General features: G+C 38.6%; 6 protein-coding genes. 5 read left to right on the top strand and 1 reads right to left on the bottom strand.

The window, feature by feature from the left end; translation table 11 throughout:
- From ACO1O5_RS13805 to ACO1O5_RS13785, 5 genes are all read left to right on the top strand, one after another.
- The coding region (locus ACO1O5_RS13805; protein WP_486271153.1) for an alpha-amylase family protein at window positions 1–1,605 on the top strand (1,605 nt) is incomplete at its 5' end.
- A 213-nt stretch (window positions 1,606–1,818) separates the two neighbouring features.
- Window positions 1,819–2,730 carry a mechanosensitive ion channel family protein gene (locus ACO1O5_RS13800; protein ID WP_486271151.1) on the top strand — a complete coding sequence of 304 codons (912 nt, stop codon included), beginning with the start codon at window positions 1,819–1,821 and terminating at the stop codon, window positions 2,728–2,730.
- A gap of 12 nt (window positions 2,731–2,742) precedes the next feature.
- On the top strand, window positions 2,743–3,066 hold the full coding sequence (locus tag ACO1O5_RS13795; protein ID WP_486271149.1) for a Dabb family protein: 324 nt from the start codon (window positions 2,743–2,745) through the stop codon (window positions 3,064–3,066).
- 227 nt (window positions 3,067–3,293) lie between these two features.
- Complete coding sequence (locus tag ACO1O5_RS13790; protein ID WP_486271147.1) at window positions 3,294–4,163, top strand: carboxypeptidase-like regulatory domain-containing protein; 870 nt, start codon at window positions 3,294–3,296, stop codon at window positions 4,161–4,163.
- A complete protein-coding gene (locus ACO1O5_RS13785) occupies window positions 4,160–5,701 on the top strand; it encodes a PorV/PorQ family protein (protein ID WP_486271145.1) in 1,542 nt (513 codons plus the stop codon). The genes ACO1O5_RS13790 and ACO1O5_RS13785 overlap by 4 nt, the downstream gene beginning before the upstream one ends.
- A gap of 81 nt (window positions 5,702–5,782) precedes the next feature.
- Here the strand turns inward: ACO1O5_RS13785 and ACO1O5_RS13780 are convergent, their stop codons facing one another.
- Window positions 5,783–6,865: a glycoside hydrolase family 5 protein gene (locus ACO1O5_RS13780; protein WP_486271143.1), complete on the bottom strand. Its 1,083-nt coding sequence runs from the start codon at window positions 6,863–6,865 to the stop codon at window positions 5,783–5,785.
- Between the last annotated feature and the right edge of the window lie 208 nt (window positions 6,866–7,073).

Raw genomic sequence — 7,073 nt, 5'->3', positions numbered from 1 at the left:
TTCACAAAGGCCGGCGATAAAAAGAACCTGCTTATTCAAATGCCGGATGGTGTGGAAATACTTTCGGACAATGCATACATTTCTTTGCAGTCATCTGACAAGCAAAAATGGACATATAAAGATGTAATAGTTGAATTGAAGAAACTGGATGACAGAATTGAAGCGTATGTTCAATCGCCAACAATGCTTTTAAAGGAAGTTAGACTCTCGTGGAAATATGCAAACGCAAATACAGCGTTAATTCTTGGTGATGCATGGGAACGAACTTATGGAGATGTGAGTTGGGGGAAAATAAATGCTTCAAAAAAATTGCCCTGGTACTGCGTTACTCATGACGATAACGATACGCTATGCTTTGGTGTAAAAACAGGTTGCAATACTTTTGGCGCATGGCAAATTGCCGGCAACAAATTGCAATTAACATTAGACACAAGAACGGGGGGTAATGGTGTAGCATTACACAGCCGGACGCTGCATGCTGCTGATATTGTAACTACAAAAAATGAAGGCAGGGAAAATGCGTTTGCAACACTTAGAAGATTTTGTACGCAGATGTGTGACAATCCCCGTTTGACAGAGAAACCAGTTTATGGTATTAACGATTGGTACTTTGCTTATGGAAGTAATTCGGCTGCGCTGATTCTAGAAACAACTTCCATGATGGCAGCATTGGCAAGCAATGCAGAAAATCCGCCCTTTTCTGTTATTGATGCCGGATGGGCAATTAAGTCTCCGTTATTACCTGATGATTGTTGCTGGGGTGATGATTTTAGTATATCTAACAGCAAGTTCGGCGACATGAAAAAACTGGCGGATGACATTAAGAAAATTGGAATGCGACCCGGCTTGTGGACCAGGCCTTTGTGTGCACGACACAATGATAAGAAAAGTTTATTAGCTCCGTCTATCCCTGGCCGTGATGATCCGAAAAATCCCATTCTCGATCCGACCATTCCGCAAAACATTGAACGGATAAAAAATCTTTGGAACACCTACAGGCAATGGGGTTTCGAAATGGTAAAACATGACTACAGCACTTATGATATCTTTGGAAAATGGGGCTTTCAAATGGATAACGGAATGACGATAGCAGGTTGGCAGTTTAATGATAACACGAAAACCAATGCTGAGATTATCTTGAATTTATATAACAATATTCGTGAAGCCGCGGGCCCGCTTTATTTAATCGGGTGCAATACAGTGAGCCATTTGTCAGCAGGCATATTTGAGCTCAATCGTATTGGTGATGATACCAGCGGAAAAGAATGGGATCGCACAAGAAAGATGGGCGTTAATACACTTGGGTTTAGAATGGTGCAGCATGAAACTTTTTATGAAGCCGATGGAGATTGCGTTGGTCTTACGAATGAAATTCCATGGAGTAAAAATAAGCAATGGATGGAACTCCTGGCAAAAAGCAGCGCCCCGCTTTTTATTTCTGCTCAGCCCGATGCAGTTGGTGAGGAACAAAAAGAATTTATAAAGCAAAGTTTCATAAGTGCTGCCAGGCCTCAGCCAATTGCAGAACCTGTCGATTGGCTCACGAATCAATGGCCTGTAAAGTGGAAGCTCGATAGCCAGGGAGTAGATTTTGACTGGAGTTAGATTGATTTAAAATATATATTATGGTATTGCTAGACGACAGATAATATTTTTTAAAGAACAAAAATTATCCTTTGGCTATATTTCCTTCCCTTTTGCCACTTCTCAAAACAAAATAATTCAAGGCAATGTTTTAAAAGCAATTTTTTCTTTTTAGTAAAGTATGCTTATATTTCTGCTTACTAAAAATTCTTAGTATAATTATTGTTATAGCGAATGTTGATGGATATTAATGAAGCATATAAGCTGATCATGCAAAAGCTGACTGAATGGATGCAGGGCTTTGTGAAGATATTGCCAAATATTTTACTCGCTGCTGTTGTTTTGGTGATCGGTCTTTTTTTAGCAAGACGGATTAAAAAAATTTCTGCGAAACTGATTGCGAGAGTTTCAACAAATACGACGTTAAATAATTTATTTACATCGATCATTTACATATTCTTCATTGGTATAGCATTATTTTCAGTACTCAGTATTCTTCAACTTGATAAGGCGGTTACTTCTGTTTTGGCTGGCGCAGGAATAGCTGGTTTGGCGCTGGCTTTAGCGTTCCAGGATATTGCGGGAAATTTTATCTCCGGTGTTTTTATTTCAGTTCGTCGACCGTTGCACCTTGGCGACATCGTAAAAATAAAAGACTACATGGGTAAGGTAGAAGAAATTAATCTTCGTGATACTACCATCCGCACGTTCCAGGGAGAAATGGTGATTATTCCCAATAAAGAGGTATTTCAAAATCCTATTGAAAATTATTCATTGCTCGGTAAAAGAAGATTTGATCTTACCATTGGCGTTTCTTATGGAGAGGATTTAAGGAAAGTAATGGAGGTTACGTTAAATGCAGTGAAAGCTATTGAAGGTCTATCGGAAGAAGATCAGACTACCATGTTTTACCAGGAGTTCGGTGATAGTTCAATAAATTTTGTAATCAGGATGTGGGTTAATTCTACGGATCAGCCGACCTATCTTCAAGTGGGTAGCGAAGCGATTATCCAAATAAAAAAAGCTTATGATGAGAATAATATTATGATTCCATTTCCAATTCGCACGCTGGATTTTGGAATTAAAGGCGGCATTCCGCTAAATGATATTTCGATAAATACCGTGAACCAAAAAGACAAAGTGTAAAAATTTATTCTTATGATTATTGACAAAAATGGATTTATCCATCACGTTTACTTCTGGCTTAAAAATCCCGAAAATAAAAATGAACTCGATCAGTTGGTAGAAGGATTGAAAAAGCTTTCTGTTGTTTCTACCATAAAAAATTTTCATATTGGTAAGCCGGCTTCCACCAATCGTAATGTGATTGATAGTACTTACAGCGTTTCATGGTTGTTGCTTTTTGATAATAAAGAAGACCAGGATAGTTATCAAACAGATCCGGTTCATTTAAAGTTCGTTGAAAAGTGTTCGCACTTGTGGAATAAAGTGGTAGTTTATGATACGGTTGATATCGACTAAATATTAGATGTTGTTGGTTGTTAAATATTAAGCAGTACGACACTTGTTTTCTGTTGATTATGTTATAATTATAAATACGAATTGCTTGATGCGTTTTTTTTATTAATTTTCAAACGCAATTCAACGATCCTGCTAAAAACAAACACCGCTGGCTTTTGAGTTTTTTTCACCACAAAAAATTTATATCCGGTATCCTCTATTGAATTATAACATCATAATCTCGTAAGATGACTACTGGTAAACCCCAATCAAGAAAACCGGTTACTGCTGTAACCTATTTAATTATATCTGCTGCAAGTCTTATTGCGGCTATCTTCATTGGCTATTATTATTTTCATTACATGAAGCAGGGCGGCTCCGAAAAAATGGATGATCGCGTTTTTTATCTCGTGCTGGTGCTTTTCGGAATGGCCGCAAGTGCGCTTATTTTCGGCATCATGAATTCATATGCCTCGCTTAAAGGAATTCAATCGAATGTTACTTACAAATTTACGGGCCCGGTTGTAGGGGTTATACTCACGGTGTTGGGCGGCTTTATGTTACCCAAAGGATCCAGTGATCAGTTTCTTTCTATCAGGGTGTTCGACCAGGACAAGAATCCTGTAACAAGAGGTAGTGTAACCTTATCGTTTCCGCACTACCAGAGGGATGCATCGATAAACGAAAAGGGCATGGTGATCTTCCCTGACATTCCTTACGATCAGTTACGTAACAAGATCATCATCAATATAGTAAGTGATGGATATAAAAGCTTAACTGTTGATACCCTTCTTGCCAATTTTAATCCCATTGATGTTACCTTAAATCAATCTAAAATTATTCGTATAACCGGCACCGTTAAAGATGCTGCTGACCGACCCATCAGGGACGTAGAAGTGAGCGTTGACGGAACACCCTACTTTGCCAAAACAATTAATGACGGTAGTTTCGAAATTCCAATTCCTGACTATCATTTCGGTGACCGGATTACGCTGATTACTTCCAACCCCGCATATGAGGATAAAGCAAAACAATTTGAAATTGAATCCGGAGAAAATAATATTGAATTTGTATTAAACCCTATACCAGTCAATAACGCTAAACCCAAAAGAAAATGAGACCAGCTATTTTTATCACTGTGCTGTTCACTTTGTGGTGCGGTGTGGTAACGGCACAGGATGTTATTATTAAAGGCACGCTCCGCTGCATGAACAATGGAATTGCCACCTCAACGAGAGGCGCTGTTAACATTATTATTATACCGTCTTTTAATCCAAAAGCTGCGGTAGCAACAACTACAACACCACAGGGTTTTTTCCAGGTAAACACAGGTTGGGATGCAAAGGATTTAAAGGACAAAGATGTTTCGCTATATATCATTACTAAATGCAGTAGTTGTAAAAGGGTAGAGCGTATATTTATATCTGAAGACCTCGATAAACGAAATACAGACCCTACTAAAATGTATGTTACCGTAAAAGGGTGGAAGTTATTAGAGAATTGCCAAAATGCCGAATTACCGGATATACTGTCCGAACAATTACTGGATTCAGCTCATCGCTTGCCGCCGGAAGATATTAGCGGGAAAGCACCTGGCAGCCCTGCACTGGGGCCGGTATCGTTTATAAATTTATTTCAGAAGTTGGTTACTGCAGCCGCAGCAGGCGGCGGCGGGTCGGGACTTTATAAGGTACTAAACATTCCTGGAGGGAAAATCCAATATGGAATATTCCTTCATTCTTCTCCAATAACAAATACCGACAATACAGGATTCAATTTTGCTCCTGCCCGTAATCTTTCAGAGGCTGTATTTTGGAATTCATCAGCAATTGCATTTAGCAGTAAGCCATATAACATTAGCCTGTTGGCAAATTTCAAGAACAATTTTAAACTTTCCGGTTACCAGCAAATCACGAAACAATTCTACGTTGGGGTAGGTGGTATCTATACAAAACAGGATCAATCAAGAGATATACTATATGGTAATGTTAATGATCCGAATCAGTCGATTTTGCCTTCGCATAATGAAAAGCTGGAAGAATATGCAGTGTTTTTAGCACCGGTTTATAAAGTTAATAAGCAAATTGGAGTTGGATTGACCATTAAATCTATATGGCAAAAATTTAATAACCCCCGGGTAATGGCCCTTGAGTTTGACAATAGCAATAATAGTACGCCCTATAATATTTTTATGGATGATAGTATTAAAAAACAAGGTATTGACGCCGATATTTCTTTCAGTTATAAGATAAACAGTTTTCTACAGGCAGGCGTTTCCGTTATGAATGTTGCCGGAACCAAATTATATGCGGATCAGTTTGTCCCTGATTCGGCAAATCAATCCTATATAAACCAGCGTTCGTATGGTGTTGGTCTATGTTACAAAAGGGGCAGGCTGAATGTTGGCGCGGATGCCCTGTTCACTGATAATGAATTTTATGATGCTTCTTTAGGTGTAAACTATGTACCGTTTAATAACGGATTGATTGCCGCCGGTTATGCTTTCAAACAACAAAGCTTTTCAGTTTCATTTAAATTAAAGAATTTTAAGATTGCCTACATCTATGATAATAACCTCGTTATAAATGAGGTGAGAGTTTCCAAAAATAAAGTTTTCGATGGGAAGATTTATTCAGGGTTTGTATTTGATTTTTAACTATATCATCCCAAACATATTTCTCACTGCAATTGAAGTTTGGTTTCTTTTATATTCCTGATGGCTCTGCCGTGTGGTCATTTATTTAGACTTATTTTGCATAGCTGATTTAAAAAATTTACCACTACCCGTTAGTTCATAGTTCCATGAACTTAATAATTGTGGCCCCCATTCGGGATCAAAATCCCAGGCCAGCCATCCAATGCCATTGCTTTCAAGATATTTGATAATGCGTGTTCCATAATTTTCCGCTCCATCTTCCGGGTCGCCTTTGCGAACGGTAAAGCCCAATTCAGTTGCGATTATCGGGTAACGTTGTGACGCAAAGCCAAAGTCCTCTTCCCATTTTGGTTCCCAGGGTTGTGTTCGTTTATTGGGATAAGGGTGGGTTACATAACCAATTCCAAGAGCATTAATGGGTTCTTCACGTAACGGTGTTAGATCATACGCCCAGTCGAAGCCGGCAACTAACGGTATCGTCTCTGTATCGAATGACCTGATTAAGCTGATAATGTTTTCATTTATTTTTTTCCATTCTGTCCAGCTAATATTACCCAGTTGCCCGCGGTAAGTCGTGGGCTCATTAAACAATTCGTAAAAAGCCACGGTATTATTTCCAGCAAAATGCCTGGCAATCATTTGCCAGAATTCATAGGTTTCTTTGTGTGTGGTATTATACATTGGACTTTGGAAAAGTTCCATTTCCAGGTTACCAATCGAATGCCAGTCAATATCTAAGTACATATTAAGATCGGTACACCAGTTCGCAGCAGAATCCAGTAAGGACAAGTATTTCAATGGTGTTCGCTCTCTCCATGCTGCCGGGTGAACGGGGATGCGAACTAATATTACTCCCATATCTTTTACTTTTTCAAAAAGCATTTTATTCCAATGACCTTCACGATCTATCTTATCCGGGTCCGCTATAGAAACGCCGCGAAGTAAGATCGTATCTCCTTTTGCATTCATGAACTTGTTCCCTTGAACAGAAATCAAAGACATCAGTTTTGCTTTAGGGTTTTTCGCAAACCTAAACGGATCACCCTCTTTCCACCAGGGGCGGTTGCTATTGCCGGCCGTATTTTGCGGGTACACGTGCAGCAAACTAATGCTTAACGATAGTAAGAGTAATGAACGTCTTACATTTTTAATTTGACAAGACATGATTTAATTATTTTTTAGATAATGAGTGGTCAGATAAAATTATGATTAAAGTATCTATAATAACCAGACATCTAAATGTCAAAATTGGAACCTAAACATTATTAGACAACGTTGGGTTGAGATCCTTGCTATTTCAATTCCAACCCGCTTTATGGAAATACCTACTTTATTCCATAAATATTAACTTTCAATCCTTTCATTTTTAAAT

The organism is Ginsengibacter sp. (assembly GCF_057362405.1).
Note: the sequence above shows the minus strand (reverse complement) of the source record. Positions and strands in the feature narration are given on the sequence as shown.

Bases quoted from the DNA above. Each gene is read 5' to 3' on its own strand.
- ACO1O5_RS13800 (WP_486271151.1), top strand. From the start codon at position 1,819: ATGTTGATGGATATTAATGAAGCATATAAGCTGATCATGCAAAAGCTG.
- ACO1O5_RS13795 (WP_486271149.1), top strand. From the start codon at position 2,743: ATGATTATTGACAAAAATGGATTTATCCATCACGTTTACTTCTGGCTT.
- ACO1O5_RS13790 (WP_486271147.1), top strand. From the start codon at position 3,294: ATGACTACTGGTAAACCCCAATCAAGAAAACCGGTTACTGCTGTAACC.
- ACO1O5_RS13785 (WP_486271145.1), top strand. From the start codon at position 4,160: ATGAGACCAGCTATTTTTATCACTGTGCTGTTCACTTTGTGGTGCGGT.
- ACO1O5_RS13780 (WP_486271143.1), bottom strand. From the start codon at position 6,865: ATGTCTTGTCAAATTAAAAATGTAAGACGTTCATTACTCTTACTATCG.